Source organism: Mucilaginibacter pineti (genome assembly GCF_900101875.1).
GTDB lineage: Bacteria > Bacteroidota > Bacteroidia > Sphingobacteriales > Sphingobacteriaceae > Mucilaginibacter > Mucilaginibacter pineti.
Window position 1 is genome coordinate 1 of sequence record NZ_FNAI01000046.1, and the last position, 1693, is coordinate 1693.

General features: G+C 50.6%; 3 protein-coding genes. All 3 read right to left on the reverse strand.

Going from position 1 to position 1693, the window contains the following annotated elements:
- Positions 1-80: 80 nt before the first annotated feature.
- The gene (locus tag BLS59_RS31070; RefSeq protein ID WP_240315423.1) at positions 81-425 is read right to left on the reverse strand and encodes a relaxase/mobilization nuclease domain-containing protein; all 345 of its coding nucleotides are present in this window, start codon (positions 423-425) and stop codon (positions 81-83) included.
- A gap of 35 nt (positions 426-460) precedes the next feature.
- The gene (locus BLS59_RS31075; protein WP_091157924.1) at positions 461-874 is read right to left on the reverse strand and encodes a plasmid mobilization protein; all 414 of its coding nucleotides are present in this window, start codon (positions 872-874) and stop codon (positions 461-463) included.
- 537 nt (positions 875-1411) lie between these two features.
- Positions 1412-1693: helix-turn-helix domain-containing protein (locus tag BLS59_RS31085; RefSeq protein ID WP_205411403.1), on the reverse strand; the 282-nt coding region annotated here is incomplete at its 5' end.

Genomic DNA, 1693 nt, shown 5'->3' on the forward strand with positions numbered 1-1693 from the left:
CCCTTTCAGATAAGTCGGCTGATGGTTGACGTTTAAACTCTTGTCAAAGAACTTGCTAAGGTTCCGTTTATAATATGCCCTTATGGGCGCACATGCAAGTGTTCATGATCGGTATCTTTGTGCGCTACTACTACATACTGATGATCTTTAAAATCAAACTTTTCAGCCAGCTTTTCCACCATGTCGATCTTGTCCTGCAATCCTAATTTCCCGGCATCGCTGTGGGCGAAGCTTAGCGAAAAATGGAACACCGGCTTGGATTGATCAGGGTTGAGCTTGGCTACTTCGATCATCTCCCGCACCAGTTCCAAACGGGTGCCGAAGCATTGGTTGTAGGCGATCACCTCCACCTGCTTCTTTTCCAGTTCCTGCATTTGCAGCTCTTTACTTTCCTGCCGCCTGCCCTCAAAGAGGTAGTGCAGCACGCCTCGAAAACTTTTACCTGTGCCAACTTTCCCGATCATGATACATAGGCATTAATGTCCTTTACCAAACCCCGTAGGCTGCGCACATCCTGGTCAAGCATTGCCCTTTCCATCGCGTTTAAATCATCGCCACGATTGCGCTTTTTAGCGATCTGGTTGAGGCTGGCGGCAACGTGATTGAGCGTCCCGCGCATTTCCAAAACCGGCTTGGGCAAGGTCTTGACCTTAACCTCTATGCGTGTGTTCAATCCAAGGTTCCGTAGGAAAACTGACGGATTCATGCCTAAGCGCTTAGCGTTGGCCTCGATGATCTTTTTCTCGATGAGCGTACACATTACGCTCACACTGCTGCGCCGCTTATGCGGCACTTTGGGCCTGCCGCCTTTATTGACCCGCCCCGCCGGGGCAGGGTCTTTGGTACTTATTCTCTTTTTAACTTCACTTTCCATAAGCTCTGGTTCGTTAAAAAATCCTTAAAAAAATCCCTCCGAATGCGATAGCATGAGCGGGGGCCAGCAAGTTTCGGCATGGCCGAAACATAGCTGGCTCCGCTTACAGGCCAGGGGCCTGTTCCGCTATCTGTATATATGGCTATTGCCATATATACAGAGGCTGTTTGTGCAGCACCTTGGGTGCTGCCCCGCCAAAAGCGGCTTGCCGCTTTCGCGGTTCTCCGATAATCGCTATTGCGATTATCGGGCTGTTCAAACGGCGGCACCTTGGGTGCCGCCCATTATCTCCGGCGGCTTGTCGCCGGTACTGTTTTGCACCCGCCTGCGGGTGTCGGCCTTTCAGCATACCGCTTGCGGTATCGCTGAACGCCCAACGTTTTGCCGATGGCATTATTGGTACTTAATCAGGGCGGGGGGATTGGTAAGCATTCAAAAGGCCATTGGCTTTTTAACGGGTTTGAGATGGCCTGTAAGAGGGCTAATTCGATGGGGTTGCTATTGATCGCCCAAGCGGTCTTAATGCGCTCCATCGGCTTAAAATGCTTTAGTTTTTTTGTTTCCGGTTGTCAGGTGCTGTACAGCGCCCTCCCTGATCTCATCGGCTGTTTTCTTCCGGCCAGATTTAATCCATTCCGTTAATTCCGAACGATAGAAGTACAGGCGCTTCCCGCGCTTATTGACAGGGATTTCTTTACGGCAAACTTTGCTGTAAACGGTAGGGACGGCCAGGTCTAAAAATGCTGCGGCCTTTGTGATGGGCATCAATTCTTCCTGCTCCGGCGACTGTTCTTGCCGACTGATTAAAAGCTGTTCTAT